At 63.7% G+C, this 24,444-nt stretch carries 26 protein-coding genes; 14 read left to right on the top strand and 12 right to left on the bottom strand.

What is annotated here, in order from left to right:
• The first annotated feature begins 54 nt into the window (after window positions 1–54).
• The 4 genes from fsa to RGQ15_RS03085 are packed head-to-tail and all read left to right on the top strand — an operon-like array spanning window position 55 to window position 3,151.
• Complete coding sequence (gene fsa, locus RGQ15_RS03070) at window positions 55–708, top strand: fructose-6-phosphate aldolase (protein WP_311158747.1); 654 nt, start codon at window positions 55–57, stop codon at window positions 706–708.
• A complete protein-coding gene (locus tag RGQ15_RS03075) occupies window positions 708–1,418 on the top strand; it encodes a DUF484 family protein (RefSeq protein WP_311158748.1) in 711 nt (236 codons plus the stop codon). The genes fsa and RGQ15_RS03075 overlap by 1 nt, the downstream gene beginning before the upstream one ends.
• Window positions 1,415–2,353, top strand: a complete 939-nt coding sequence (locus RGQ15_RS03080) for a tyrosine recombinase XerC (RefSeq protein ID WP_311158749.1) — start codon at window positions 1,415–1,417, stop codon at window positions 2,351–2,353. Before RGQ15_RS03075 ends, RGQ15_RS03080 begins: the two co-directional genes overlap by 4 nt.
• Window positions 2,354–2,392: 39 nt before the next feature.
• Window positions 2,393–3,151, top strand: coding sequence for a TSUP family transporter (locus RGQ15_RS03085; protein WP_311158750.1), 759 nt, complete (start codon window positions 2,393–2,395; stop codon window positions 3,149–3,151).
• A 7-nt stretch (window positions 3,152–3,158) separates the two neighbouring features.
• On the opposite strand, the gene RGQ15_RS03090 is transcribed toward RGQ15_RS03085, so the two are convergent.
• Window positions 3,159–3,977: a calcium-binding protein gene (locus tag RGQ15_RS03090; RefSeq protein ID WP_311158751.1), complete on the bottom strand. Its 819-nt coding sequence runs from the start codon at window positions 3,975–3,977 to the stop codon at window positions 3,159–3,161.
• Between the two features lie 237 nt (window positions 3,978–4,214).
• A complete protein-coding gene (locus RGQ15_RS03095; RefSeq protein ID WP_311158752.1) occupies window positions 4,215–5,201 on the bottom strand; it encodes an asparaginase in 987 nt (328 codons plus the stop codon).
• Between the two features lie 152 nt (window positions 5,202–5,353).
• Here RGQ15_RS03095 and RGQ15_RS03100 point away from each other — a divergent pair, with 152 nt between their 5' ends.
• Together RGQ15_RS03100 and rlmN are read left to right on the top strand one after the other, a co-directional pair.
• Window positions 5,354–5,881, top strand: coding sequence for an invasion associated locus B family protein (locus tag RGQ15_RS03100; protein WP_311158753.1), 528 nt, complete (start codon window positions 5,354–5,356; stop codon window positions 5,879–5,881).
• 117 nt (window positions 5,882–5,998) lie between these two features.
• A complete protein-coding gene (gene rlmN / locus RGQ15_RS03105) occupies window positions 5,999–7,171 on the top strand; it encodes a 23S rRNA (adenine(2503)-C(2))-methyltransferase RlmN (RefSeq protein WP_311158754.1) in 1,173 nt (390 codons plus the stop codon).
• A gap of 5 nt (window positions 7,172–7,176) precedes the next feature.
• Here the strand turns inward: rlmN and RGQ15_RS03110 are convergent, their stop codons facing one another.
• Window positions 7,177–7,578: an ACT domain-containing protein gene (locus RGQ15_RS03110; protein ID WP_311158755.1), complete on the bottom strand. Its 402-nt coding sequence runs from the start codon at window positions 7,576–7,578 to the stop codon at window positions 7,177–7,179.
• A 177-nt stretch (window positions 7,579–7,755) separates the two neighbouring features.
• Between RGQ15_RS03110 and gpmI the strand changes: the two genes are divergently transcribed.
• The 6 genes from gpmI to RGQ15_RS03140 all read left to right on the top strand — a co-directional run bounded on the left by gpmI (window position 7,756) and on the right by RGQ15_RS03140 (window position 13,921).
• The gene (gene gpmI / locus RGQ15_RS03115) at window positions 7,756–9,279 is read left to right on the top strand and encodes a 2,3-bisphosphoglycerate-independent phosphoglycerate mutase (RefSeq protein WP_311158756.1); all 1,524 of its coding nucleotides are present in this window, start codon (window positions 7,756–7,758) and stop codon (window positions 9,277–9,279) included.
• The gene (locus RGQ15_RS03120; RefSeq protein ID WP_311158757.1) at window positions 9,276–10,517 is read left to right on the top strand and encodes a murein hydrolase activator EnvC family protein; all 1,242 of its coding nucleotides are present in this window, start codon (window positions 9,276–9,278) and stop codon (window positions 10,515–10,517) included. Before gpmI ends, RGQ15_RS03120 begins: the two co-directional genes overlap by 4 nt.
• Window positions 10,514–11,926: a S41 family peptidase gene (locus RGQ15_RS03125; RefSeq protein WP_311158758.1), complete on the top strand. Its 1,413-nt coding sequence runs from the start codon at window positions 10,514–10,516 to the stop codon at window positions 11,924–11,926. Before RGQ15_RS03120 ends, RGQ15_RS03125 begins: the two co-directional genes overlap by 4 nt.
• Complete coding sequence (locus RGQ15_RS03130) at window positions 11,923–12,414, top strand: RNA pyrophosphohydrolase (protein ID WP_311158759.1); 492 nt, start codon at window positions 11,923–11,925, stop codon at window positions 12,412–12,414. Before RGQ15_RS03125 ends, RGQ15_RS03130 begins: the two co-directional genes overlap by 4 nt.
• Window positions 12,415–12,736: 322 nt before the next feature.
• Entirely contained in the window at window positions 12,737–12,943 is a 207-nt protein-coding gene (locus RGQ15_RS03135; RefSeq protein ID WP_311158760.1) for a cold-shock protein, read from the top strand.
• 657 nt (window positions 12,944–13,600) lie between these two features.
• The gene (locus RGQ15_RS03140; RefSeq protein WP_311158761.1) at window positions 13,601–13,921 is read left to right on the top strand and encodes a DMT family transporter; all 321 of its coding nucleotides are present in this window, start codon (window positions 13,601–13,603) and stop codon (window positions 13,919–13,921) included.
• Between the two features lie 42 nt (window positions 13,922–13,963).
• Here RGQ15_RS03140 and urtE read toward each other — a convergent pair whose 3' ends face one another.
• The 7 genes from urtE to RGQ15_RS03175 all read right to left on the bottom strand — a co-directional run bounded on the left by urtE (window position 13,964) and on the right by RGQ15_RS03175 (window position 21,806).
• The gene (gene urtE, locus RGQ15_RS03145; protein ID WP_311158762.1) at window positions 13,964–14,674 is read right to left on the bottom strand and encodes an urea ABC transporter ATP-binding subunit UrtE; all 711 of its coding nucleotides are present in this window, start codon (window positions 14,672–14,674) and stop codon (window positions 13,964–13,966) included.
• Window positions 14,675–15,418 (bottom strand): urea ABC transporter ATP-binding protein UrtD, encoded by a 744-nt coding sequence (urtD, locus tag RGQ15_RS03150; protein WP_311158763.1) that lies wholly within the window; start codon window positions 15,416–15,418, stop codon window positions 14,675–14,677.
• Complete coding sequence (gene urtC / locus RGQ15_RS03155) at window positions 15,415–16,647, bottom strand: urea ABC transporter permease subunit UrtC (RefSeq protein ID WP_311158764.1); 1,233 nt, start codon at window positions 16,645–16,647, stop codon at window positions 15,415–15,417. Before urtC ends, urtD begins: the two co-directional genes overlap by 4 nt.
• Window position 16,648: 1 nt before the next feature.
• Window positions 16,649–18,592, bottom strand: coding sequence for an urea ABC transporter permease subunit UrtB (gene urtB / locus RGQ15_RS03160; RefSeq protein ID WP_311158765.1), 1,944 nt, complete (start codon window positions 18,590–18,592; stop codon window positions 16,649–16,651).
• Between the two features lie 54 nt (window positions 18,593–18,646).
• Window positions 18,647–19,930: an urea ABC transporter substrate-binding protein gene (gene urtA, locus RGQ15_RS03165; protein ID WP_311158766.1), complete on the bottom strand. Its 1,284-nt coding sequence runs from the start codon at window positions 19,928–19,930 to the stop codon at window positions 18,647–18,649.
• A 214-nt stretch (window positions 19,931–20,144) separates the two neighbouring features.
• Window positions 20,145–21,395, bottom strand: coding sequence for a lytic murein transglycosylase (locus RGQ15_RS03170; protein WP_311158767.1), 1,251 nt, complete (start codon window positions 21,393–21,395; stop codon window positions 20,145–20,147).
• A gap of 75 nt (window positions 21,396–21,470) precedes the next feature.
• Window positions 21,471–21,806 (bottom strand): hypothetical protein, encoded by a 336-nt coding sequence (locus RGQ15_RS03175; RefSeq protein WP_311158768.1) that lies wholly within the window; start codon window positions 21,804–21,806, stop codon window positions 21,471–21,473.
• 55 nt (window positions 21,807–21,861) lie between these two features.
• On the opposite strand from RGQ15_RS03175, the gene RGQ15_RS03180 reads away from it, so the two are divergent.
• Window positions 21,862–22,332 (top strand): YbaK/EbsC family protein, encoded by a 471-nt coding sequence (locus tag RGQ15_RS03180; RefSeq protein WP_311158769.1) that lies wholly within the window; start codon window positions 21,862–21,864, stop codon window positions 22,330–22,332.
• 30 nt (window positions 22,333–22,362) lie between these two features.
• Here the strand turns inward: RGQ15_RS03180 and RGQ15_RS03185 are convergent, their stop codons facing one another.
• Entirely contained in the window at window positions 22,363–22,614 is a 252-nt protein-coding gene (locus tag RGQ15_RS03185) for a GlsB/YeaQ/YmgE family stress response membrane protein (protein WP_311158770.1), read from the bottom strand.
• A 69-nt stretch (window positions 22,615–22,683) separates the two neighbouring features.
• A complete protein-coding gene (gene dapD / locus RGQ15_RS03190) occupies window positions 22,684–23,508 on the bottom strand; it encodes a 2,3,4,5-tetrahydropyridine-2,6-dicarboxylate N-succinyltransferase (RefSeq protein ID WP_311158771.1) in 825 nt (274 codons plus the stop codon).
• Between the two features lie 105 nt (window positions 23,509–23,613).
• Here dapD and RGQ15_RS03195 point away from each other — a divergent pair, with 105 nt between their 5' ends.
• A complete protein-coding gene (locus RGQ15_RS03195) occupies window positions 23,614–24,441 on the top strand; it encodes an LOG family protein (RefSeq protein ID WP_311158772.1) in 828 nt (275 codons plus the stop codon).
• The last annotated feature ends 3 nt before the right edge of the window (window positions 24,442–24,444 follow it).

The following is a 24,444-nucleotide window of genomic DNA, read 5'->3' on the forward strand; positions in this document are numbered from 1 at the left end:
GGCGGGGTTTATCGGCTAAACCCGAACCAAACCCCGTGAACAAGGGCATTTGCCATGAAATTCTTCGTCGATACCGCCGACACCGCCGCCATCCGTGAACTCAACGACCTGGGCATGGTCGATGGTGTCACCACCAACCCCTCGCTGATCCTGAAGTCGGGCCGCGACATCATCGAAGTGACCAAGGAGATCTGCGACATCGTCGAAGGTCCGGTCAGCGCCGAGGTCGTCGCGAAAGGCGCCGAGGACATGATCCGCGAAGGCAAGCACCTCGCCGAGATCGCCTCGAACATCACCGTCAAGGTTCCGCTGACCTGGGACGGGCTCAAGGCCTGCAAGGCGCTGTCGTCCGAAGGCCACATGGTCAACGTGACGCTGTGCTTCAGCGCAGCGCAGGCGATCCTCGCCGCCAAGGCCGGCGCGACCTTCATCAGCCCCTTCATCGGCCGTCTGGACGACATCAACCTCGACGGCATGCAGCTGATCGAGGACATCCGCCAGATCTATGACAATTTCGACTTCAAGACCGAGATCCTTGCGGCCTCGATCCGCTCGGTGAACCATATCACCGACGCCGCCCGCGTCGGCGCCGATGTCATCACCGCGCCGCCCGCCGTCATCAAGGCGATGGCGAATCACGTCCTGACCGACAAGGGCCTGGCGCAATTCGACGCCGACTGGGCCAAGACCGGCCAGAAGATCGGCTGATGTCCGAGGATCAGGCCGTCGACCTTCCCGAGGATCTGCGCGCCCGGCTGCTGGCCCGGCCCGAGCTGATCCTTTCGGACCGCGACCTGATGCGCGCGCTGATCGGCGCGCGCGAGGCGGATTTCGGCGACAATGTCGTCGACATCCGCGGCCGGGCGATGGAGGCGCTGGAAACGCGCCTTGACCGCCTGGAAGCCACCCACGAAACGGTGATCTCGACCGCCTTCGAGAATCAGTCGGGGATGAACACCATCCACCGCGCGGTTCTGTCGCTGCTGGAGCCGATGGATTTCGAGGCTTTCCTTGAAAATCTCGAATCTTCCGTCGCGCCCATCCTGCGGGTCGAAACCCTGCGCCTGATCATGGAATCCGGTTCAACCGAGCCACCCCGCGAGGTTGCCGGGTCGCTCAGCATCGTTCCCGGCGGCACCGTTGCCGAGCTGATCTCGGGCGGGCGTCGCGCCCCGCGTGGCGATGACATCATCCTGCGCCGCGTGGCCGAACAGACCCTGCCCCATCATGGCGAGGCGCGCGCACCGATCCGCTCGGAGGCGCTGCTGCCCATCGACCTGGGCCCGGGTCGGTTCCCGGCGCTGCTGCTGATGGGGTCGGCAGATATCGCCCGGTTCAGCCCCGCGCATGGCACGGACCTGCTGCGCTTCTTTGGCCAGACCTTCCGGCTTGTCCTGATTTCCTGGCTGCGCGAATGAGCGGCGGGGCCGAGCCCTTGGCACTGGCCCCCCTGATGGCCGACCAGCTTGCGCGCTGGCTCGACAGCGAACGCGCCGCGCGCGACCGATCAGACCACACGATCCGGGCCTATCAGGCCGACCTGCTGGCCTTCCTTTCTTTCCTTGGCGGCCATTTCGGCGCCCCCGCCTTGCCCGCCACATTGGGCAACCTGACCCAATCCGAAATGCGTTCCTTTGCCGCCGCCGAACGCGCGCGGGGCCTGTCGGCCCGATCGCTGGCGCGCAGGCTTTCGGCGGTGCGCAGCTTCATCCGCTGGATGTCCGACCGGCACGGCTTCGACGCCTCGAAGGCGCTTGCCTCGCGCGGGCCGAAATTCACCCGCTCGCTGCCACGTCCGCTTGCGCCCGACCAGGCGCAGGCGCTGCTGGAGCTCGCGGCGGATGCCCATCCAGAACCATGGATCGCGGCACGGGATGCGGCGGTGCTGACGCTGCTTTACGGCTGCGGGTTGCGGATTTCCGAGGCGCTGCAACTTGATGGCGCGGACTGGCCATTGCGCGAGGCGCTGACCATCCGCGGCAAGGGCCAGAAGGAACGGCAGGTGCCCGTTCTGCCGGTCGCCCGTGATGCCATCGCGGAATATTTGCGGCTCTGTCCCTTTCCCCTTGAAAGCGACGCGCCGCTTTTTCGCGGCGCCCGAGGCGGCAGGCTGAACCCCACGGTGCTGGGCGGGGCGATGCGACAGATGCGCCAATCGCTGGGCCTGCCCGCCACCGCGACGCCACACGCGTTGCGTCATTCCTTCGCCACCCACCTGCTTGCCGCCGGGGGTGACCTGCGTACCATCCAGGAATTGCTGGGCCATGCCAGCCTTTCGACGACTCAGGTGTATACGGGTGTGGATGACGCCCATCTGCTGGCCGTCTACCGCGCCGCGCATCCCCGCGGCTGACGCCTTTACTTTCCCCCTGCCCGGTCGCAATAGGGCCGGATGTTCGACCTATCCCTTGATCTCGTGATTTTCCTTGTCGGGGCGGCCTTTGCGGCTGGCTTCATCGATTCGATCGCGGGCGGGGGCGGGCTGATCACCATCCCGGCCCTGCTGCTTGCCGGCCTGCCGCCGGCGCAGGCCTTGGCGACGAACAAGGTGCAGGGTGTCTTTGGCGCAGGAACGGCCGCGCTTTCCTATGCCCGCAGCGGGCTTGTCGATCTGCGCGCCCAGACCGGCGCGGCCCTGGTGGCTTTTGCAGCCGGGCTGACCGGGGCAATGTTGGTCAGCTACCTGCCGACGGATGTGCTGAAATATGGCCTGCCGGTCCTGCTGATCGCCATCGCCATCTTCTTCGCGCTGAAGCCCGGCCTGAACGACACCGACCGCGAACGGCGCATGTCCCCGTTGGTCTTCACGGCCACATTCGTTCCGGCCATCGGTTTTTACGACGGGCTGCTCGGCCCCGGCACGGGCGCCTTCTTCATGCTGGGTTTCGTGATGCTGGCGGGATACGGCGTGCTGAAGGCCACGGCACATACCAAGCTTTTGAACTTCGCCTCGAACCTGGGCGGGCTCGTTGCCTTCGCCATGGTCGGAAAGCCGCTATGGTTGCTTGGCGGAGCGATGGCGATCGCCCAGATCGCCGGCGCCCGACTGGGCGCGCGGCTTGCCATCCGCGTCGGGTCACGCGTGATCAAGCCGCTGCTGGTCATCACCTCATCGGCGCTGGCGCTGCGGCTGATCTGGCAACTGATCTGAGACCGGCCTAGACGAAATCGAACATCGAGGAGTCGAGCTGGTCGATCGGCACACCCCTGAGCGCCAGCCGGTCGCCATCACCGAAATCGAAGATCACGTCCTTGCCGTCCTGTGTCGCCACGGCCATCAACTCGGCGTAATTGTCGATGCCGTCGATATTGATGGTCACGGATTCGGCAGGCGCCCCGGTTTCGCTGCCATCGGCGCGCAGGCCGGTTTCAAAATCGCGGATGGCGTCCTTGCCGCCGTCGAAGACGAAGGCGTCATGGCCCCACCCCCCGAAGAGCCGGTCATCCCCGGCCCCGCCGCTGAGTGTATCGTCGCCATAATCGCCGTGCAGCGTATCCTTGCCAGCGTCGCCGGTGAGGTAGTCGTTGCCGTAATCGCCATGGATCGAATCGCGCCCATCCTCGCCGCGCAGGCGGTCGTTGCCCTCGCCGCCAAACAGGCTGTCATTGCCGGTCCCACCGAAGATCGTGTCATTGGCCGAGGCGCCATAGATGAAGTCATTGCCGGCCTGGCCCCAGATCTTGTCATTGCCCGCATCGCCGAACAGGAAATCATCCCCCTCTCCGCCCCAGACCTGGTCGTCCCCGGTGCCCCCCAGGACAAAATCCGAACCTTTCTTGGCATAGATGTCGTCATTGCCGGCAAGGCCGAACAGGGCATCGTCCTTGTTCGTGCCGTAAAGGCTGTCATTGCCCATCGTGCCTTCTTCGGCGTCCAGGGAATCAAGCCGATCAAGCTGATCGTCGAGCGTATCGGCGATATCGGCGAGCATGTTGGCGTAGATCACGGCGTATTTCTGATAGGACAGGGTCGCCATTGCAGAACTCCTTGCAGGATTTCAGACCGAGCGTGGTGTAAACATACTTATGCCACAGACATGACGCTGCTGCGACGCAGCGAAAGCGCCCTGCGCGCCGCTCGGCGGATATTTCACCCGGACTGATCTACTTTTGCGCGCAATGTCGCCAAACGCCGCCGCATGGCTGCGCAGCAGTCGTGCAATCCGGCCGCGCTTGCCCCAGCATGGGCGGCACACGATTCGTCGAGGTCTCACCTATCGCGGGAAACCCTCTGCGCGCCGCAACTCACCGGTGATCTTTCCGCGCCAATTGCTTTGCTGGCCGGTCAGGAAGCGACGCGCGGCAAGCGAGGATTCGTCGAGAAGCCCCAGATGGATCAGCACAGCCGCGATCGCGGCCTCGGCCCCGCGGGTGCTGCCATCCTCGATCTTCAGCGCGACGCCCAGGCCCAGATCGGGCAGGATGCCGACGAAGACGGCTTCTGCCCCGGTCTTCAGCGCGGCCCGCCCACCCGTGGCGCGCATCAGTTCGGTGCAGGCACGGCCCTCGCCCGCAACCAGTTCGGGATGGGCGATCATCGCCTCGACCAGACGCCTCTGCGCCTCGCCCCGGATGCCGGCACCCGGATTGGCAAAACCTGCCATCGCCCGCGCAAGCCCCTCGACCGAACAGGCGAAGTTCGGGGCCGAGCATCCGTCAACGCCCCATCCGGCCGATCTTTCCCCCGTCACCTCTTCGAAAGCGGCGCGGACGGCCTGCTGGACCGGATGGTCGATTTCGACATATTCCGCGCTGCCGCCCAGATGCTGGTTGAGCGTGAGAAAGCCAGCATGCTTGCCCGAGCAGTTGTTGTGCAACTGGCAGGGCGACGTTTCGGAGCAGGTCAGGCGCTTGTTCTCGTCGCGATCCCTCGGCATGTGGCTGCCGCAGCGCAGGTCGGCTTCGGAAAGCCCCAGCGCCGAGAGCCATGCCTCGACGCGATTCGTGTGGATTTGCCCGCCATTGTGGCTCGCGCAGGCCAAGGCAAGTTGTTCAGAGCCAAGCCCTGCCGCATCGGCCGCACCGCTTTCGACAAGAGGCAGGGACTGGATCATCTTGCAGGACGAGCGCGGAAAGATCACGCTGGCGGGATCACCCCATGCCTCGACGATGCCATCTGCGTCCGCAATGACCAGATGGCCGCGATGTTTGCTTTCCAGCAGCCCGCCGCGCCAGATCTCGATCAGATGGGCGGCGGTCATGAATGTTTTTTCCCTGACATTCGCGCGATTTTCCTGAAACGGGGCTTTTTTAGCAACTGGTTTTCGCATTATCCTGTCGCCAGTTGGGTTGAAAGCACCACCGACATCGGCAACAAGCCCGGATAAACCGGACAATGGCAGGAGGCCAGAGCATGTTGAAATCCGCGCCGCGCGTGGCGGCGGCAGCCACCCTTTTCGCAATTACCCTATCCAGCGCCGCGCTCGCTCAGGGCACGGACTCCCCGATCGGGACTGCAGGTGACTGGACGGCATTTTCGGCAAACAACCCCAAGGAATGCTGGGCAGTTTCCGCCCCGAAAGAGACGCGCAATACCGACTCGAACGGCAATGCCAAGGAAGTGACGCGCGGCGACATCCGCCTTTACGTCGCCTATCGGCCGGGCCAGTCGGGCGAAGTGTCCTTTACCGGCGGCTATCCCTTTGCCCCGGATTCCGCGGTCGAGCTGAACATCGGTGGCCAGAACTTCAAGCTGTTCACCGAAGGCGAAAGCGCATGGGCAGCATCGCCTTCGGAAGACACGAAAATCGTCTCGGCGCTGCGCGCGGGCTCTTCGGCCATCGTCACCGGCCGTTCGGCCCGCGGCACCGTCACCAAGGACACGTTCAGCCTTTCGGGCATCACCGCGATGACGAACAAGGCGCAGGAAAGCTGCAAATAAGCTGACAGAGCGGCAATTCTGTCAGATTCGGTGAAACAGGGGCCTGCGCCCCTGTTTTCTTTTTGGCGCATTTACCCTATATAGCTGCCTTCCCCCAGTCGCCCGGATCCCCTAGCCATGACCGCCCCGATCACTCAGGACTTGTTGACCATACCGCGCAAGCTGCCCGAAGCGGCGCTGAAGAACATCGTCGGCCTGACCCGCGATGAGCTGCGCGATGCGCTGATCGAAGCTGGCACGCCCGAAAAGCAGGCCAAGATGCGCGTGGGTCAGATCTGGCAATGGGTCTATCACTGGGGCGTGCGCGATTTCGCGCAGATGACCAACCTGGCCAAGGACTACCGCGCCTTTCTGGCCGAGCGTTTCGAGATCTCGCTGCCGGAAATCGTCACCCGCCAGGTTTCGGCGGATGGCACGCGCAAATACCTGCTGCGCATCGCCGGGGGGCATGAGGTCGAAACCGTCTACATTCCCGAGGAAAGCCGCGGCACGCTTTGCATCAGCAGTCAGGTCGGCTGCACGCTGACCTGTTCCTTCTGCCACACCGGGACCCAGAAACTGGTGCGCAACCTGACCGCGGGGGAAATCGTCGGGCAGGTGATGGTCGCCCGCGACGATCTGGGCGAATGGCCGAAGCAGGGCGAACCCAAGGACGAGACGCGCCTTGTCTCGAACGTCGTGCTGATGGGCATGGGCGAGCCGCTGTACAATTTCGAGAACGTGCGCAACGCGATGAAGGTGGTCATGGATGGCGAAGGCATCAGCCTGTCGCGCCGCCGCATCACGCTGTCGACCTCGGGCATCGTCCCCGAAATCGCCAAGACCGCCGAGGAAATCGGCTGCCTTCTGGCCGTCAGCTTCCACGCCACCACCGACGAGGTGCGCGACAAGCTGGTGCCGGTGAACAAGAAATGGAACATCGAGACGCTTCTGAACGCGCTGCGCGAATATCCGCGCCTGTCGAACAGCGAGCGGATCACCTTCGAATATGTCATGCTCGACGGCGTGAACGACAGCGATGCGGATGCCCGCCGTCTTGTCAAGCTGATCCGCGGCATCCCGGCCAAGATCAACCTGATCCCCTTTAACGAATGGCCCGGTGTCGCCTACAAGCGCTCCAGCTGGGAACGCATCGAGGCATTCGCGGATATCGTCCACAAGGCCGGTTACGCCTCGCCGATCCGCACCCCGCGCGGCGAGGACATCATGGCCGCCTGTGGCCAGCTGAAATCTGCAACCGAGCGCGGTCGCAAGTCCCGCGCCGAGATCGCGGCTGAAACCGGGGCCTGATCCGGTCAGGCCCCGCCTGCCGCAACCAGTTCCAAGACGCGCATCGCCTCTTTTTCTCGCCCATCGGGCACGAACAGGTGGTCGTGGTAATAGCCGGCCACCGGGTTTACGCCCATGCCGTGCCGCGCCAGTGCGGCTGTCACATGGGCCATGAACCCCACGGCCTCCAGCGACGAATGTACATCAAGCGTGATCATCCGGCAGGGGTACTCATGGGCGATGCCATGCGCTTCGGCCTCTGATCGCAAGAGGATCAGGGTCGTGCCCTCGGACTCGCGAAAGACCATGCGGGGCGTCAGATCCGGCGGAATTGCATTATCGGGCAAGGTGGCAAAGACGTAGACGCCCTCCATCAGCCGCGCCGAAAGGCTTCGCAGCAGTCGTTCCAGCTTCTGCTCGCCGCTCATCATCCCCCCGTTCGGTCTGGGATTTTTCTGCCGCAGATCAGGGGAAAGAGAAAGCCGTGATCTCGGCTGCCCGCTGCGCAAGCAGCGGGTCGCCGCAGGAAACCGCCAATTCCCACCCCGAACTTGCCCCGCGCGACGCAGGGTCGTAGAAGCGTCGGGACCGTGAATGAGGCCCACATGACGCATCCGAAGCCTGTCGTCCTTTGCATCCTTGATGGTTGGGGCATTTCCACCCGCCCCGAGCAGAGCGCGCCGGATCAGGCCAATACACCGAATTTCGACCGTCTGATGCAAGACTGCCCGCATGGCACGCTGATCACCTTTGGCCCGGATGTCGGCCTGCCGCGCGGTCAGATGGGCAATTCCGAGGTTGGGCACACCAATATCGGTGCTGGCCGGGTCGTCGCGATGGATCTGGGCCAGATCGACCTGGCGATCGAGGATGGCAGCTTCTTCTCCAATCCCGAGATCGAGGATTTCGCGGCCCGGCTCAAATCCAGCGGCGGCACGGCCCATCTCATGGGCGTCGTGTCCGACGGCGGCGTGCATGGCCATATCCAGCATGTCCTTGCAGCAGCCCGCGCGATCACCGAAAAGCATGTGCCGGTGGTGATCCATGCGATCACCGATGGGCGCGACGTGCCCCCGAAATCGGCTGATGGCTTCATCGCCGACCTGCTGGCGGGCCTGCCCGAAGGCGCCTCGGTCGCAACCGTTATCGGCCGCTATTACGCGATGGACCGTGACAACCGCTGGGAACGCGTCAGCCGCGCCTATGCCGCGATGGTCCGGGGCGAGGGGTTGGCGGCCGCCGATGCCGCGGCAGCGGTAGAGGCATCCTACCAGCGCGACGAAAGCGACGAATTCATCCAGCCCACGGTGATCTCCGGTTACACAGGCGCGCGCGACGGCGACGGCTTCTTCTGCCTGAATTTCCGCGCCGACCGCGCGCGCGAGATCCTTGCCGCGATCGGCCAGCCCGGTTTCGAAGCCTTTGACGCGGGCGAGCGGCCGAAATGGGCCGCGCTTCTGGGCATGGTCGACTATTCGGCGAAGCACGACGAATACATGCGGGCCGCCTATCCCAAGCGGCAGGTGACGAACACGCTGGGGGCATGGGTCGCGGCCAAGGGCCTGACGCAGTTCCGTCTGGCCGAAACCGAGAAATACCCACATGTCACCTTCTTCCTGAACGGCGGCAAGGAAACGCCCGAGCCGGGCGAAGACCGCTTCATGCCGGCAAGTCCGAAGGTCGCGACCTATGATCTGGCGCCGGAAATGGCCGCGCCCGAGGTCAGCGCCAGGCTCGTCGAGGCGATCGAGGCAGGTTATGACCTGATCGTGGTGAACTTCGCGAACCCCGACATGGTCGGCCATACCGGCAGCCTGCCCGCCGCGGTGCGCGCCGTCGAGGCCGTCGACAAGGGCCTGGGCATGATGTTCGACGCACTGGAAAAGGCCGGGGGCGCAGCGGTCGTGATCGCCGATCATGGCAATTGCGAAACCATGGTCGATCCCGTGACCGGCGGGGCGCATACCGCCCATACCGTCAACCCGGTCCCAGTCATCGTCTATGGCGGGCCCTCGGATGCGGTGCTGCGCGACGGTCGGCTTGCCGATGTCGCGCCGACCGTTCTGGACCTGATGGGCCTTGACCAGCCGGCCGAGATGACCGGCACATCGCTGATCGAGCGCTCATGAAACTGCGTTTCGTCCTGCCCGCCGTTCTGGCAGCCGGCCTTGCGACGGTTGCGCCGGCCCAGCCGGCAAGTTCGGCCCAGCAGAATGCGCAGCTAAGCCAGGCCGCGCAGGAAGCAGCCGAAGCAGCCGACATGCTGCGCGACGCGACCGGGCAATTGGACGACGCGCTGAGCAAGGAAGACCAGGTCGCCTCGCTCACCCAGATGATTCGCGCCTATGAGCAGGGCCTTTCCGCGCTGCGCGACGGGTTGCGCCGCGCCGGCATCCGCGAACAGGAAATCCATGCCGAGTTCGACGCCCGGCGCGACACGCTTGGCCGCGTCATCGGCGTGATGACCGCGATGCAGCATTCGCCCGAGACGATGCTTCTGCTGCATCCTGCCGGCCCCGAAGCTTCGGCCCGCGCCGGCATGGTGTTGTCGTCTGTCGCGCCCGGCCTGCAGGCCGAAGCCGCCGAGATGCAAAAGCAGCTCGAGGAAATCCGCACCGTCCGCACGCTGCAACTGAACGCCGCCAATACGCTGGCTCAGGGACTTGCCCAGGTTCAGGAAGCGCGCCGCCTGCTGGCCTCCGCCGTCACCGACCGCTCGCAGATGCCGATCCGCTTCGGGGAGGACCCGGCCGAGCTGACAGCGCTGGTGCAATCGGCAGACACGCTTGATGCCTTTGCCTCGGGCATTGTCGGCATGGAGCAGGATGTCGGCGCGCCGATGGCCGATTTCGAGGGCGCGCAGGGCAGTCTGCGGCTACCCGTGCTGGGTCAGGTCCTGCGCCACTATAACGAGCCCGACGCCGCTGGGGTCGAGCGTCCCGGCCTGGTGATCGCCACGGGGCCCGCCGCGCTTGTCACCTCACCCTGGGCCGCGACGATTCGCTATCGCGGGCCCTTGCTGGATTACGGCAATGTGATGATCGTTGAACCCGCGCGCGGTTATCTGATGATATTTGCCGGGTTGGGGCAGGTCTTCGGAGAGACCGGGGATGTCGTTGCCCCGGGCGAACCGATTGGCCTGATGGGGGGAAGCGAACCCTCGGCCGAAGAGTTCGGCGCGGAATTCGTTGCCAATGCAGCCATAGGAGGCGGCGCTGGACAGACCGAGACACTGTATGTTGAACTCCGCAAGGGCAAGGAAACTCTGGACCCGGCGGAGTGGTTCGTGATGAATCCCATCATGGGCGAGGCCAGCCAGACCACAATAGGCCAGAACACAACCGGGCAGGACGGAACGACCGAATGAAAAACTACCTTCTGGCCGGCGCGATCGGCACTCTGGCGGGCGCAGCGGTCGTCACGCAATTCGCAGGTCCCCTCATCGCGCAGGAGACCGGCAAGAACGCTTCGATCTACGAACAGCTCGATCTGTTCGGCAATGTCTTCGAACGCGTCCGTTCCGATTACGTCGAGCAGGTCGACGACAAGGAACTGATCGAAGCTGCCATCAACGGCATGCTCACCTCGCTCGATCCGCACAGTTCGTTCCTGTCGGCCAAGGATTACGAGGACATGCAGACCCAGACCCGCGGCAGCTTCGGCGGCCTGGGCATCGAGGTCGGGCAGGAAGACGGGCTCGTCAAGGTGATCTCGCCCATAGACGATACGCCGGCTGCCGAGGCAGGCGTCAAGGCGGGCGACTTCATCACCCATGTGAATGGCGAATCCCTGATGGGCATGTCGCTTGACGAGGCCGTCGAGAAGATGCGTGGCCCGGTCGGGTCCGAAATCAAGATCACCATCCTGCGCGAGGGTGAACAGGAGCCCTTCGATCTGACCATCGTGCGCGACACGATCAAGCTGACCGTGGTCAAGACCCGCGTCGAGGGCCATGCCGTCGTGCTGCGCGTTTCGACCTTCAACGACGAAACCATGGATACGCTGAAATCCGAGATGACCAAGGCCATCAAGGATGCAGGTGGCATGGACAAGATCACCGGATTCGTCCTTGATCTGCGCAACAATCCCGGCGGCTTGCTGAACCAGGCGATCGAGGTTTCGGATGCATTCCTCGACAAGGGCGAGATCGTGTCGACGCGCGGCCGCAAGCCCGAGGAAAGCGAACGCTGGAATGCCCGGATGGGCGATCTTGCCGAAGGCAAGCCGATGGTCGTACTGATCAACGGTGGCTCGGCCTCGGCTTCGGAAATCGTCACCGGCGCGCTTCAGGATCATCGCCGTGCCATTGTCGTCGGCACCAAATCCTTCGGCAAGGGCTCGGTTCAGACCGTGATGCCGGTCACCGCAGACAGCGCCATCCGCCTGACCACGGCGCGTTACTACACGCCGTCCGGACGCTCGATCCAGTCGCTCGGCATCCAGCCCGACATCATCGTCCAGCAGCCCACGCCGAAGCCCGCCGACGAAACCGACGAGCCCAAGACGGAATCCAAATTCCTGAACTCGGAGGCTGATCTGCGCGGCGCGTTGAACAACGATTCGATCACCGAGGAAGAGCGCAAGCAGATCGAGGAAGAGGCCAAGCAGGTCGAAGCCACCGCCAAGCTGCGCGACGAGGATTATCAGCTCGCCTATGCGGTCGACATCCTCAAGGGCCTGTCAGCGGTCAGCTTCCACGCCGATGCCGTGCCGGCAAGCGCGAAGCCCGCTGTCACGGGCGAAAACGCAGCGGACGAAGGCGCGGTCAATCAATGAACGACCTGCTGCTGGGGCCGTCCGGCCTGCCCTACCGGCCTTGTGCGGGGGTCGTGCTGATCAATGGCGACGGTCTCGTCTTTGCCGGCCAGCGCATCGACAATCCCGGACATGCCTGGCAAATGCCGCAGGGTGGGATAGACGCGGGCGAATCCCCGCGCGAAGCCGCCCTGCGCGAACTGGTCGAGGAAACCGGCGTGCCGCCGAATCTGGTCGAAGTTCTGGCCGAATCCCCCGACTGGGTCACCTACGATCTGCCTGCCGAACTGCTGGGAAAGGTCTGGAAAGGGCGCTTCGGGGGTCAGCAGCAAAAATGGCTCGCGCTGCGCTTTCTGGGTTCGGACAGCGACGTGAAGATCGAAACGGAGCATCCCGAATTCGACCGCTGGCAATGGATGCCGGCGGCCGAACTGCTCCAGTCCATCGTCCCGTTCAAACGCTCGGTCTATGAACAGGTCTTCACTGATTTCAGAGAGTTGCTGGCCTAGTCGCCGAGGTTCTGGCGCCTTGGATCCTCAGGCCGCGCAGAGGAGACAGGGCAGGAATTCCGATCAGATGGAGGCGACGTTTTCGCGATCGCCGCGTGCGACGAAATCCGATCTTTCCGGGTCGCTGCATTGCAGCGATGACATGATCGTTTGCTCGATCGGGCAGACTCTCCTTGATTTCCCCGGTCTCGGCGCCCATGTTGCCGAGGCTACGTTATTTCTTTCAGCATCCTGTCTCCGTTCGGCTTCAGTCTGCGTTTCGATCTGACTGAGCCAGGTCGCCGCATATTGTGGGCGACATCTATCACAAGGAGACATCACGATGGCCAAAGGCACCGTGAAATGGTTCAACGCAACTAAAGGCTACGGCTTCATCGCCCCGGAAAGCGGCGGCAAGGACATCTTCGTCCACATCTCCGCGCTTGAGCGCGCTGGCATCAATCACCTGAATGATGGCCAAGCCGTGACCTTCGAAATCGAATCCGGCCGTGACGGCCGTGAGTCCGCTCGCGATCTCGCTATCGCCTGACGTACAGACCTGGCGGTCCGGCCTATGCATGGCCGGATCGCACCTTCAACGCCCCCCCCCCGCAAAATACTCCACGCGCGGCAGTTTTCGCGCAATTCGTGCCGGTTTGCCCGCACGGAGGGTGATTTTGTTGCCCGAGGGGTTCATCCACTTCAGATTTACAAGGACAAAACGTGCCCAGCAGACGAACCATCCGCCGGAAATCCACCCAGAAGCAGCAGGACAAGCGACGTCTCGCCGCGATGTATGCGGCCAGGCAGGCCCAAAGCAAACCTTACCAACGCTGATGCCTTGCGCCGGGCAAGGTTTCCTTTTCCCACCTGCAAAGACCGGGCGTTCGTTTCACGCCCATGGGGACCGGCATCACATTACCAAAACAGGGCGCCCAGGCTATCAAGCGCCATCATGTCCCTGATTGCCACCAAAAGGCCGCGACTCTCGCCCAAGCGTCAAACCATTCTGCGAACGCGCGGCTCTGTGGCACCCGAAGCGATGCCGAATGCCAGTCAGGCGGCAAGATGCGTTCGACATCAGGCATTAAGCAGGGCTTGCATAACTTGCCCCCCGTCACGCATCGCCCTATATCTTTGATCGAGGACGACCTCACCCACACGGCGACCAGGCGGGACGGCCCGATCTTATCGACGGAGATCAGGCATGGCTTGGTTCTTTCTCATCATCGCAGGACTTCTTGAGGTCGTCTGGGCCTATTCCATGAAGAAGTCCGCCGGCTTCACGCTTCTTGTCCCCAGCATCGTGACCCTCGTCACGATGCTCGGCAGTTTCGCTTTGCTCGCGCTTGCGATGCGCAGCCTTCCTCTGGGCACGGCCTACACGATCTGGACAGGGATCGGCGCAGTCGGTGCATTCCTGCTGGGGATCACCTTTCTTGGCGAGGCAGTCACCCCGCTGCGCCTGATCGCCGCGCTTCTCATCATCAGCGGAATCGTCGCGATGAAACTCGGCGGTGGCAACTGACGAAGGCCGCGCCGGGTGGGAATCCCGTCGACGAAAAGAGGGTCAGGCGGCCGCGCCCAACCCGGCCAGTCGCGCCTTCAACTCCTCGCGCGGGACCTCGGCACGCGTTCCTGAAATGACGGGGCGCCCGCGTTCCAGCATCAGGAAACGGTCGCCAAGATCATGGGCGAAATCGAAGAACTGTTCGACCAGCACGATCGCCATGTCGCCCCTGTCGCGCAGCCCTTTGATGACCCTGCCGATCTGCTGGATGATATTGGGCTGGATGCCTTCGGTCGGCTCGTCCAGCAGCAGCACCCTTGGCCGCATGATCAGCGCCCGCGCGATGGCCAGCTGTTGTTGCTGCCCACCCGAAAGATCACCCCCGCGCCTGTGGCTCATCTCGGCAAGGACCGGGAAGTGCTCGAAGATCTCCTCGGGAACCATGTGATCCGAGCGCGGCAGTACAGAAAACCCTGTCTCGAGATTCTCGCGCACGGTCAGCAAGGGAAAGATCATTCGCCCTTGCGGGACGTAGCCCACGCCCTTTTGCGCCATGGTCTGGGCATTCACTCGGCCCAGTTCCTCGCCGTTGAGGCGCAAGCTGCCGCCCGAACGCGGATGGCTGCCCGACAGCACCTTCAAGAGGCTGGTCTTGCCTACGCCGTTATTGCCCATGACACAGGTGACCTGCCCGGGCTCGGCAATCAGGTCGATGCCATAAAGGATCTGGCTGCCGCCGTAATGCAGTGTGATGTCGCGCGCTTCCAGCATTTATCCACGCCCCAGATAGACTTCGATCACTTCGGGATTGGCCGTGACATGGTCGAGGCTGCCTTCCGCCAGAACCGCCCCCTCGTGCAGCACCGTCACGCGACACTCAAGCCGACGGACGAACTCCATGTCATGTTCGACGACCACGACGGCATGCTTTTCGGCCAGGCGACGCAGCAGGGTCGTCGTCTGTTCGCGTTCGGCCAGCGTCATGCCGGCAGCGGGCTCGTCGACCAGCAAAAGACGCGGGTCCTGCGCCAGCAGCATGCCGATCTCCAGCCATTGCTTCTGGCCATGGCTCAGCTCACCCGACTTGCGTGACAGTTGATCGGCAAGCCCGACCTCGGCCGCCAGCTCCACGACCCGCCTGTCACTTTCCGACGACGGGCGCCAGCGCAGCACGCTGAACGGGCCGCGCGGCGCGCTCAGCGCCATGGTGAGGTTTTCGGCCACGGTTTGGTCTTCGAACACCGTCGGGCGCTGGAACTTGCGACCGATGCCCGCGCGGGCGATCTGCGATTCGTTCATCCGCAGCAGGCTGCGGGATTGTTCACCCCACAAGACCTGCCCGTCATCGGGCCGCGTCTTTCCGGTCACGATATCCATGAAGGTGGTCTTGCCCGCGCCATTGGGCCCGATGATCGCGCGCAATTCGCGTTCGCCGATTTCAAAGGACAGGTTGTTGATCGCGCGAAACCCGTCGAAGCTGACGGAAATTCCCCTGACCTCCAGCAGCGCGGTCATTCAACGGCCTCCTTCTCGCGCAGTGATCCCATGTCAGGCCCCAGCGGTGCGCCGCGGCGCTTGGGCGTGCGCAGCCCCTCGAACAGATCGACCAGCCCGGCAATGCCCTTGGGCGCGAACAGCGTTACAAGAACGAAGCTGAGGCCCAGCAGCACCTGCCACCAGTCGACCCACTTGATCGTGTAGAAGCCCAGGTTCACGTCCGGCGCGCGCCCCCCGGTGAACCAGCTGGACAGCAGGGAAACAAAGACAGCACCGATTGCGGCGCCGTAAAGTCGCCCGCGCCCTCCGATGGCGACCCAGACCGCAAGATAGATCGAGGCGATGGGCGCAAGCTCGGCCGGGTTGATGATGCCCGCCTGTGGATAGTAAAGCGCGCCCGCGATCGCCGTCACGACCGCCGCGAGGACAAAGACCACCAGCTTGTAGCCTTCGACCGAATAGCCAAGGAAGCGGACCCGAGCCTCATCATCGCGGATGGCGCGGGTGACGCTGCCAAACTTGCCCGAGGCGACCCAGGCGATCAGCAGATAGCCCAGTCCCAATGCCAGGGCCGAGGCCCATAGGAACCAGATCGACAGCTTGGCCTGCGAGACGTCCGACAGGCCGGGTATGTTCTGCAGCCCCGAAAGCCCGTTATTCCCGCGCAACCCGGAATCGTTCTGGAAGAGGTAGAGCGCGAGGGCCAGCGTCATCGCCTGAGTGAGGATCGACAGGTAGACGCCGTTCACGCGCGATCGGAAGGCAAGCCAGCCAAAGACCAGCGCCAGCATCCCCGGCACCAGCACCACAAGCGCGAGCTGCGCCCAGAGCGAGCCGGACACCGCCCAGATCGCCGGGAACTGATCCGAACCCACCACGCCGAAGATCTGCGTGGCGACGGCCGCCGAAATCTCGGCCTCGGTGGGCGGGATGGGCAGGTTCGCGAGCGATCCCGCGACGATTCCCTCGGTCCGGGCCACCATCAGCCACATGCCGATCATGTAGCCGCCAAGGGCGAAAAAGGCCATCTGCCCAAGGCTCAGAATCCCCGCATAGCCCCAGACCAGGTCCATCGCGACCGCCGCCAGCGCAAGGCACAGGGTCTTGCCCAATGTCTTGACCATGCTGGTCGAGATCGCGCCCGATCCATAGCCGGCGGACAAGGCGGTGACGACCACCGTGAAGATCGCCAGCACGGCGAGGAAGACCAGGATCGAAGGGTGACGCAGGACAAGTGGTTTGCGCATGTCAGGCCCCCGCAGCCCGGCCCTTGGCAGCGATGATGCCGCGCGGCCGGAACTGGATGAAGATGATGATGAACAGGATCATGTAGGTCTGCGCGGCCAGCGTATTGGCCGGGTTGAACCACTCGATCCCTTTCTGGAGGAAGCCGATCAGCGTGGCCCCCGCGAGCGTGCCCCAGATATTGCCGACGCCACCGACGACGACCGTCATGAAGCTTTGCACGATGTAATCGCTACCCAGTTCGGACGTGACCTTGGCAAACAGGCCGATCGCCACGCCGGCGATGCCCGCGATACCCGAGCCAAGGCCGAAGGTCAGCATGTTGATGCGGTCGGGGCTGATCCCCATGCTGGCCGCCATGGACGGGTTTTGCGTCACGGCGCGGACCTCAAGCCCCAGCCGGGTGCGGTTCATGATGAACAGGTAAAGCCCCAGGAACACCAGCGCCAGCACGAAGATCGCGATGCGGATATAGCTGATCGACACGACATCGTTGATGGTCAGCGCCCCGTCCAGCCAGCCCGGCGAGGTCAGCGGGCGGGCCTGCGTGCCGAAGATGTTCTTGGCAAGCTGCTGCAGCGCGATCGACACGCCAAATGTCGCGAGCAGCGTTTCCAGAGGCCGCTTGTAAAGATGACGGATCACCAGCCGCTCGAGCGCGACGCCCGCCGCAAAGGTCACGATGAAGGCAAGGGGCAGCGCGACGATCAGCGACATGGTCTTGTTGGTGATGAACTGCTGCACGACATAGCCGGTATAGGCGCCCATCATGATGAACTCGCCATGGGCCATGTTGATGACCCCCATCACCCCGAAGGTGACGGCAAGGCCGATCGCGGCCAGGAAATAGATCGAGGCCAGCGACAGCGCGTCCAGCGACAGGTCCGCGGCTTGCATCATTCCGATCCGCGTCTGCGTGCCGCGCAGACCGGCGCGGGCGGCATCCGTCACTTCGGCATTCGGCTCGGCATAGACGTCCAGGAACCGGTAACGGTCGAGGATGGCGCCGACTTCATCTTCGGTGGCGGCGGGCTGCACCAGACCTTGCTGTTCAAGCGCGGTATAGGCCCGGTCACGCGAAGCCTGATCGCCGAGCTGCGCCACGGGGATGCCGCCGACCGAGCCGTTGACGATGTGCTGGGCAAGGGTTGCGCGCATCGCATCGGGCGTCAGCCGTGCCGGGGCAAGCCCCTCGGCAACCAGCATGGCATAGGCCTCGTCGCGGCTGATGGCACCGCCGGGGCTGAGTTCGCGGGCGATATTGGCATTTTCGGGCACTGTTTCCAGCGCGACGCGTCGGGTCGTCAGGATCGGGTTCAGACTGGCCCGGAAATCCAGCCCGGTATCGCCTTCGAAACCCGCTATCGCAGCGATTCGTGCGGCCGGGTCCGGATCATATTGAATGGTCAGAAGCCGCTCGAGCCGTAGCTTGCGCGCCGCGAGCACCGGATCGGGATCGTCCAGCGCCTCGCGCAGCAACTCGAGCTGGCCAGCATCGGCGCGGCGCGACAGGCTGTCCAGCGCCTCGGCCCTGCGCCTAGGGTCGGAATCGCTCAGCGCGTTCCCGGCCAGCGCGGCCGAGATGACGCCGCGCACACCCGAGTTCGGACGCAGGAGAGAAACCTCATCCTCGGGCACTGCTCCCAGCTCCGCACCGGTCACGGCATCCGTCAGCGTCAACCCATCGCCATTGGACGCAGCAATGACAAGCAGGCCATCGCTTTTGCGCAGGCCCAGCATCCGGTCACTCCAGGCCTGCAACAGCGCGGCGCCTTGCGGACCGGTCGCGGCAATCGCCTCGACCACCGGGCCGACCGTCTGGCGCGACGGCTTTTCTATCTGGTCGCGATATTCGGTGATGACCGCAGCAAGATCCTGTGACTGAGCCTGGGCGGCCAAGGGCAGGATCAGGGCAACGAAGGCCAGGGCAAGCAGAAGATGACGCATGAAATCCTCAGGGCCGAAGGGGGCGGCGGGAATGCCGCCCCGGTCAGCTTCAGTTCAGTAGTTCGACTTGATCTGGACGCAGGCGTTCGTTTCGGTATTCCACATGCCGCATTCCTTGCCGGGCCAATCCGAATCCAGCTTGGCGCTTTCCGGCAGGAAATCGGTCCAGGCATCACCCGCAACCTCTTCGGTCTGGCTCACGATATCGAACTGGCCATCGGCGCGGATTTCGCCGATCAGCACGGGCTTGGTGAGGTGGTGGTTCGGCAGAACCTCGGCCGTGCCGCCGGTCAGGTTCGGAACCTTGACGCCGACGATCGCATCAAGAACGGCATCCGTGTCGGTGCTGCCGGCCTTTTCGACCGCCGCGACCCATGCATTGAAGCCGATCATGGTGGCTTCCATCGGGTCGTTGGTCACGCGCTTTTCGTTCTCGGTGAACTTGTGCCATTCTTCGATGAAGGCCTTGTTCTCGGCCGAGTCTGCGGATTCGAAATAGTTCCAGGCCGCCAGGTGGCCGACGAGGTTGGTCGTATCAAGCCCGGCCAGTTCCTCTTCCCCGACAGAAAACGCCATGACCGGAATGTCGTCAGCCGAAACGCCGGCAGCGGCAAGCTCCTTGTAGAAGCCTATATTCGCGTCGCCGTTGATGGTCGAGACGACGCCGACCTTCTTGCCGTCGGCGCCCAGCGCCACGACATCGGCCACGATCTTCGACCAATCCGAATGGCCGAAGGGCGTGTAGTTCACGAAGATATCGCCTTCTGCCACGCCCTTGCCCTTGAGATAAGCATCAAGTATGTTGTTCGTCGTGCGGGGATAGACGTAATCGGTGCCCAGAAGCGCCCATTTCTCGACGCCCAGTTCGTCCATCATGTAGTCGACAGCCGGGATCGCCTGCTGGTTCGGCGCAGCGCCGGTATAGATCACGTTTTTCGAGCTTTCCTCGCCCTCATACTGGACCGGATAGAAAAGCAGGCCGTTCAATTCCTCGATGACCGGCAGGACCGACTTGCGGCTGACCGAGGTCCAGCAACCGAAGATCGCATCGACATCGTTGACCGAGATCAGCTCGCGCGCCTTTTCGGCGAAAAGCGGCCAGTCGGAGGCGGGGTCGACGACGACGGCCTCGATCTTCTTGCCCAAGACGCCACCCTTGGCGTTCTGCTGCTCGACCATCATCAGGACCGTGTCCTTGAGCGTGGTTTCCGAGATCGCCATGGTGCCCGACAACGAATGCAGCACGCCGATCTTGATCGTGTCTTCCTGAGCCCAGGCGCCACCCGCAAGGCTTGCCGACATCAGGATGGCGGCCATGGCGCTACTGTAGAACTTCATCCCTGTTTTCCCCTCTCGTTGTTATGCCGCATGGCGGCTGAAACGATGAGGTCAGCGAGTCGGTAGTTTTGCCAAGATCAAGGGCAGTTGCGAAACGACGCGTTTCATCCTGCCTGTGGATGTGCCATTTTTTCGGGCGAGCCGCCCGATGGTGGAGCAATTAGAAAATTGGCGGGCGATGATCACCGCCCGCTCGCTGGCGTGCGCGTCTGATTCAGCTTCGCAGCATGTTCAAGAGGTTGCTGTCAGCATAACCGTCGGGTACGAGCCCGCGCGAACGCTGATAGGCTTTCACCGCCTCGACCGACTTGCTGCCCAGCTTGCCGTCAACGCCGCCCGTATCGAAGCCGCGCGCCATCAGAAGGCGTTGAATTTCAGCCTTTTCACTGTTCGAAAGGGTCCGGTCGCCGCGCGGCCAACTTCCCCGGATGCCGGAACGGCCGGCGATCGCATCGCCCAGATAGGCAACCGCCAGCGCGTAGCTGTCAGAGGCGTTGTATTTCAGGATCGCGCGGAAGTTTTCCGTGATCAGGAAGGCTGGCCCACGCGCCCCTGCGGGGGCAAGGATCGCGCCCGAAGGAACATTCCCGCCGTTCATCGCGCGAACGCCCATTGCCATCCATTGGCTGCCCGATTTGACCACAGACTTTCCGACCTGATTGAAATCGAAACCCTGAGGCAAGACAACCTCGGTCCCCCATGGAAGTCCGGGACGCCAGCCGTTTTCGCGCAGATATGAGGCGGTCGAGGCCAGCGCATCGGTCGGGTCGTTCGACCAGATATCGCGCCGTCCGTCGCGGTTGAAATCGACCGCATGGCTCAGGAAGGATGACGGCATGAACTGGGTATGTCCCATGGCGCCTGCCCAGCTTCCGACCATGTGGGAATTGTCGACATCGCCTGCCTGCAGGATGCGCAGCGCGCTTACAAGCTCGCCCGCGAAGAACTCGCCCCTTCGCCCATCATAGGCGAGTGTCGCCAAAGCGGGGACGATCTGCGTGCTGCCGCGGTTCGCGCCGTAATTCGATTCCATCCCCCAGACCGCCAGGACGATCTCGCGCGGGACGCCATAGCGCGCCTCGATCGAGGACAGCGTGCCGGAATAGCGCGATGCCATTTGCCGACCGGTCGATATGCGGCTGCCCCCGACGGCGCCGTCGAGATATTCCCAGATCGGCTTGCTGAATTCGCTTTGGCGGCGATCCAACGCGACGATGCTGGGCTGGAAATGGGCCCCCGCCATCGCGCTGTCGAAAACCTGGGGCGACACACCCGCCGAAATCGCGCGCGGCCGGAAACTTGCGACCCAGTTCTGAAAGCCCGCTTCGGAGCCCTGCCCGCCCGACGTTGGCAAGCCGCTGAAATTGCCGCCTGATGCGCCGGGCGAACGGCTCGTTGCGCCGCAGCTTGCAAGTGCGCAAACCAGAATGGTTGCGGTCGCAATTCGGAAATACCGTCCTGTCATCTGCCTGTCCGTTCCGTGCTCTTGTTCTGGTTGCAACAAGTCTAGCCCAGCGAAGCACGGCTGGATAGGGCTGGATCAGGCCCCGTCTTCGGCTTCGTCCTCGTCACCGTAAAGCGGTTCCATCTGGGCGACGATCACCGCGTTCTCGGCAAGGGCGCGATCCATCAGCGCGCGTTCTTCGCCCGCAATCTCGTGGCCTTCGGCAAGGCGTTCCTCGATCGTGCCGTGCCCCGTCACCTCGATCGGCGCTAGCCCGGCCTGCTTGAGAATGGCGACGGTTTCGCGCACCGCCTCGTCCTCATCCTTGCCGGATGCATAGCAGACAAGCGCTGCGCCCGTGGCATCGCCGGGCAGGCCGTCATCCTGGGCCCGGCCAACCTCGACCAGAAGTGTATAGACCTGCTGCGCCATGGCTTTCCCCTTGATCCGGTTTGCGGTCATATCCCCGAAACACCGGAGAGAGACAATGAGCAAAAGCCTTGCACGGGTTCGGGCGGCTTTGGAAGCCGCCGGAGCCTCGACCGAGATCCGCGAAACCGACGACCGTGCCCGCACCGCCATGGGTGCCGCCGAGGTGGTGGGATGCGAGGTAGACCAGATCGCCAAGTCGATCATCTTTCGTGGCGAATTGACTGGCCATGCCGTGCTGTTCCTGACGGCTGGCGGAAACCGGGTGGATGCGGGGAAAGCCGCCGCTGTTGCTGGACAGCCCCTGGGCAAGGCGGATGCGGCGTTGATCCGTGCCGAAACCGGGTTTGCGATCGGCGGCGTTGCCCCGGTCGGACATCTGCAAGGGATCGAGGCCTATATCGACCCTCGCCTCTCGCAATTCGACAAGGTCTGGGCCGCTGCCGGAACGCCGAGACACCTGTTCTCGATCGCTCCGGGCGAGTTGATCCGGATCACGGGGGCTAGGACGGCCGACTTCACGGCATGAAAAAAGGGGGCGAAACCGCCCCCCGTATGCCTAGCCTGCAACCGCGCGATATAGCCAGATCAGGATGACCGCGCCGAGCAAACCGACAAGCCCCTGGGCGATCCAGCTACCGGCCTCGGCATTCATCCCGACGATACCCAGGATCGCATTGCCCACGACCGCGCCTACGATCCCCAGGATCACGTTCAGGAAAATCCCGGTATCCGCCTTCATGATATTGCTGGCGATCCAGCCTGCGAAACCGCCCACGATGATGGCGGCGATCCAGCCCAAGCCTTCCATGCGTCTCTCCTTGAAAAGGGTGCCTGCGGCTTCAACGCAGACACCCCCATCAAGGTTCATACGCTCGGATCAGTCGCGCAGCAGCTCGTTGATCGAAGTTTTCGAGCGGGTCTGGGCGTCCACGCGCTTGACGATCACCGCGCAGTAAAGGTTCACGCCATTCTTCGAGGGCAGCGACCCCGCGACCACGACCGAACCGGCCGGAACCTCGCCATACATGATCTCGCCGGTCTCGCGATCGACGATCTTGGTCGACTTGCCGATGAAGACGCCCATGCCCAGAACCGAGCCCTCGCGCACGATGCAGCCCTCGACGACCTCGGAACGCGCGCCGATGAAGCAATTGTCCTCGATGATGGTCGGGCCGGCCTGCATCGGCTCCAGCACGCCGCCGATGCCGACCCCGCCCGAGAGGTGGACGTTCTTGCCGATCTGCGCGCAGGAGCCGACGGTGGCCCAGGTATCGACCATGGTGCCCTCATCGACATAGGCGCCGAGGTTCACGAAGGACGGCATCAGGACCACGCCCTTGGCGATATAGGCCGATTTGCGCACCACGGCGTTCGGCACGGCGCGGAAGCCCGCCTCGCGCCAGCGGTTCTCGCCCCAGCCGGCGAACTTGCTGTCGACCTTGTCCCACCAGCCGCCGTTCTGCGGGCCGCCGGCATGGATCTCCATGTCCTTCAGGCGGAAGCCCAGCAGCACGGCTTTTTTCGCCCATTGGTTCACATGCCAGTCGGCGCCGCGCTTCTCGGCGACGCGCAGGTTGCCCTTGTCCAGCGCCTCCAGCGTGGCCTCGACGGCTTCGCGGGATTCGCCGGTCGTCGCGGGGGTGATCTGATCACGGATTTCCCAGGCGGATTCGATGGCGGCTTCAAGCTGGGCGTTCGACATGGCGTCTCTCTTTTGCTGGAACTCGGGTGGTAACTGGTTTGCAAGGGCTATAGACCGGGGGGGTGCGGCGGCGCAATCCGCGCAAACCCCGCCCCAGAGGTTTCGATGATCGAAGAAGACGAGCGCAACCACCCCATCCGCGACAGCCAGCAAGACGCCGTGGCAGCCCGCCGCCTTCCCGACACGCCGCAGACGCGCGCGCCCGCCTACCGTCTGGCCTTCACCGATCAGGAATTCCTGCTGCGCGATGAACTGCGCCCGGTCCGCCTGCAGCTCGAACTGTTGAAGCCCCAGATGATCATGGATGCACGCGGCATTCGTTCGACCATCGTGCTTTTCGGCGGAGCGCGGATTCCCGCCCCCGAACTGCGGGAAACGGCCCGCACGCCGGTTCTGGCCGAGTTGTCGCGCTATTACGAGGAAGCGCGGAAGTTCGCTCGCCTGATGACCGAGCGCAGCCTGGAAAGCTATGGCGCGGAAAACGTCATCTGCACCGGGGGCGGCCCCGGCGTGATGGAGGCCGGAAACCTGGGGGCCCATGAAGCGGGCGGCACCTCGATCGGCCTGTCGATCGTGCTGCCGCACGAACAGGCGCCGAACGAATATGTCACGCCTGACCTGTGCTTCAATTTCCACTATTTCGCGGTTCGGAAGATGCACTTCCTGATGCGCGCGAAAGCCGTGACGATCTTCCCCGGCGGCTTCGGCACGCTCGACGAGATGTTCGAGGCCCTGACCCTGATCCAGACCGGGCGGATGCGGCGCGTGCCCTTCATCCTGTTCGGCACCGAATTCTGGCAGAAGATCATCAACTGGGAAGCCCTGGCGGATGCCGGCACGATCAGCGCCGAGGATCTGGACCTGGTCAGCTTCGTCGAGACGGCCGAGGAAGCCGTGGCGATCATCGACAATTGGGAAGAACCCTGCCCCTGAGGG

Source organism: Paracoccus sp. MBLB3053 (assembly GCF_031822435.1).
Taxonomy (GTDB): Bacteria; Pseudomonadota; Alphaproteobacteria; order Rhodobacterales; family Rhodobacteraceae; genus Paracoccus; species Paracoccus aurantius.

What these genes read in the sequence shown, in the direction of transcription:
- fsa (WP_311158747.1), top strand. Translation starts at nt 55, where the DNA reads ATGAAATTCTTCGTCGATACCGCCGACACCGCCGCCATCCGTGAACTC.
- RGQ15_RS03075 (WP_311158748.1), top strand. Translation starts at nt 708, where the DNA reads ATGTCCGAGGATCAGGCCGTCGACCTTCCCGAGGATCTGCGCGCCCGG.
- RGQ15_RS03080 (WP_311158749.1), top strand. Translation starts at nt 1,415, where the DNA reads ATGAGCGGCGGGGCCGAGCCCTTGGCACTGGCCCCCCTGATGGCCGAC.
- RGQ15_RS03085 (WP_311158750.1), top strand. Translation starts at nt 2,393, where the DNA reads ATGTTCGACCTATCCCTTGATCTCGTGATTTTCCTTGTCGGGGCGGCC.
- RGQ15_RS03090 (WP_311158751.1), bottom strand. Translation starts at nt 3,977, where the DNA reads ATGGCGACCCTGTCCTATCAGAAATACGCCGTGATCTACGCCAACATG.
- RGQ15_RS03095 (WP_311158752.1), bottom strand. Translation starts at nt 5,201, where the DNA reads ATGACCGCCGCCCATCTGATCGAGATCTGGCGCGGCGGGCTGCTGGAA.
- RGQ15_RS03100 (WP_311158753.1), top strand. Translation starts at nt 5,354, where the DNA reads ATGTTGAAATCCGCGCCGCGCGTGGCGGCGGCAGCCACCCTTTTCGCA.
- rlmN (WP_311158754.1), top strand. Translation starts at nt 5,999, where the DNA reads ATGACCGCCCCGATCACTCAGGACTTGTTGACCATACCGCGCAAGCTG.
- RGQ15_RS03110 (WP_311158755.1), bottom strand. Translation starts at nt 7,578, where the DNA reads ATGAGCGGCGAGCAGAAGCTGGAACGACTGCTGCGAAGCCTTTCGGCG.
- gpmI (WP_311158756.1), top strand. Translation starts at nt 7,756, where the DNA reads ATGACGCATCCGAAGCCTGTCGTCCTTTGCATCCTTGATGGTTGGGGC.
- RGQ15_RS03120 (WP_311158757.1), top strand. Translation starts at nt 9,276, where the DNA reads ATGAAACTGCGTTTCGTCCTGCCCGCCGTTCTGGCAGCCGGCCTTGCG.
- RGQ15_RS03125 (WP_311158758.1), top strand. Translation starts at nt 10,514, where the DNA reads ATGAAAAACTACCTTCTGGCCGGCGCGATCGGCACTCTGGCGGGCGCA.
- RGQ15_RS03130 (WP_311158759.1), top strand. Translation starts at nt 11,923, where the DNA reads ATGAACGACCTGCTGCTGGGGCCGTCCGGCCTGCCCTACCGGCCTTGT.
- RGQ15_RS03135 (WP_311158760.1), top strand. Translation starts at nt 12,737, where the DNA reads ATGGCCAAAGGCACCGTGAAATGGTTCAACGCAACTAAAGGCTACGGC.
- RGQ15_RS03140 (WP_311158761.1), top strand. Translation starts at nt 13,601, where the DNA reads ATGGCTTGGTTCTTTCTCATCATCGCAGGACTTCTTGAGGTCGTCTGG.
- urtE (WP_311158762.1), bottom strand. Translation starts at nt 14,674, where the DNA reads ATGCTGGAAGCGCGCGACATCACACTGCATTACGGCGGCAGCCAGATC.
- urtD (WP_311158763.1), bottom strand. Translation starts at nt 15,418, where the DNA reads ATGACCGCGCTGCTGGAGGTCAGGGGAATTTCCGTCAGCTTCGACGGG.
- urtC (WP_311158764.1), bottom strand. Translation starts at nt 16,647, where the DNA reads ATGCGCAAACCACTTGTCCTGCGTCACCCTTCGATCCTGGTCTTCCTC.
- urtB (WP_311158765.1), bottom strand. Translation starts at nt 18,592, where the DNA reads ATGCGTCATCTTCTGCTTGCCCTGGCCTTCGTTGCCCTGATCCTGCCC.
- urtA (WP_311158766.1), bottom strand. Translation starts at nt 19,930, where the DNA reads ATGAAGTTCTACAGTAGCGCCATGGCCGCCATCCTGATGTCGGCAAGC.
- RGQ15_RS03170 (WP_311158767.1), bottom strand. Translation starts at nt 21,395, where the DNA reads ATGACAGGACGGTATTTCCGAATTGCGACCGCAACCATTCTGGTTTGC.
- RGQ15_RS03175 (WP_311158768.1), bottom strand. Translation starts at nt 21,806, where the DNA reads ATGGCGCAGCAGGTCTATACACTTCTGGTCGAGGTTGGCCGGGCCCAG.
- RGQ15_RS03180 (WP_311158769.1), top strand. Translation starts at nt 21,862, where the DNA reads ATGAGCAAAAGCCTTGCACGGGTTCGGGCGGCTTTGGAAGCCGCCGGA.
- RGQ15_RS03185 (WP_311158770.1), bottom strand. Translation starts at nt 22,614, where the DNA reads ATGGAAGGCTTGGGCTGGATCGCCGCCATCATCGTGGGCGGTTTCGCA.
- dapD (WP_311158771.1), bottom strand. Translation starts at nt 23,508, where the DNA reads ATGTCGAACGCCCAGCTTGAAGCCGCCATCGAATCCGCCTGGGAAATC.
- RGQ15_RS03195 (WP_311158772.1), top strand. Translation starts at nt 23,614, where the DNA reads ATGATCGAAGAAGACGAGCGCAACCACCCCATCCGCGACAGCCAGCAA.